The organism is Escherichia sp. Lx600-2, from assembly GCF_036662595.1.
GTDB classification, from domain to species: Bacteria; Pseudomonadota; Gammaproteobacteria; order Enterobacterales; family Enterobacteriaceae; genus Escherichia; species Escherichia coli.
Genome location: NZ_JAYQWM010000240.1, coordinates 1 through 1,034, shown reverse-complemented (window position 1 = coordinate 1,034; position 1,034 = coordinate 1). Strand labels below are relative to the sequence as shown.

At 54.4% G+C, this 1,034-nt stretch carries 1 protein-coding gene; it reads left to right on the top strand.

All coding sequences use genetic code 11. The features are described from left to right. On the top strand, window positions 1-1,034 hold a 1,034-nt coding region (gene tuf, locus OQV04_RS24770), incomplete at both ends, for an elongation factor Tu (protein ID WP_001398366.1).

Here is a 1,034-nt window from a genome sequence, read left to right as displayed (position 1 = left end):
GCATTCGACCAGATCGATAACGCGCCGGAAGAAAAAGCTCGTGGTATCACCATCAACACTTCTCACGTTGAATACGACACCCCGACCCGTCACTACGCACACGTAGACTGCCCGGGGCACGCCGACTATGTTAAAAACATGATCACCGGTGCTGCGCAGATGGACGGCGCGATCCTGGTAGTTGCTGCGACTGACGGCCCGATGCCGCAGACTCGTGAGCACATCCTGCTGGGTCGTCAGGTAGGCGTTCCGTACATCATCGTGTTCCTGAACAAATGCGACATGGTTGATGACGAAGAGCTGCTGGAACTGGTTGAAATGGAAGTTCGTGAACTTCTGTCTCAGTACGACTTCCCGGGCGACGACACTCCGATCGTTCGTGGTTCTGCTCTGAAAGCGCTGGAAGGCGACGCAGAGTGGGAAGCGAAAATCCTGGAACTGGCTGGCTTCCTGGATTCCTACATTCCGGAACCAGAGCGTGCGATTGACAAGCCGTTCCTGCTGCCGATCGAAGACGTATTCTCCATCTCCGGTCGTGGTACCGTTGTTACCGGTCGTGTAGAACGCGGTATCATCAAAGTTGGTGAAGAAGTTGAAATCGTTGGTATCAAAGAGACTCAGAAGTCTACCTGTACTGGCGTTGAAATGTTCCGCAAACTGCTGGACGAAGGCCGTGCTGGTGAGAACGTAGGTGTTCTGCTGCGTGGTATCAAACGTGAAGAAATCGAACGTGGTCAGGTACTGGCTAAGCCGGGCACCATCAAGCCGCACACCAAGTTCGAATCTGAAGTGTACATTCTGTCCAAAGATGAAGGCGGCCGTCATACTCCGTTCTTCAAAGGCTACCGTCCGCAGTTCTACTTCCGTACTACTGACGTGACTGGTACCATCGAACTGCCGGAAGGCGTAGAGATGGTAATGCCGGGCGACAACATCAAAATGGTTGTTACCCTGATCCACCCGATCGCGATGGACGACGGTCTGCGTTTCGCAATCCGTGAAGGCGGCCGTACCGTTGGCGCGGGCGTTGTAGC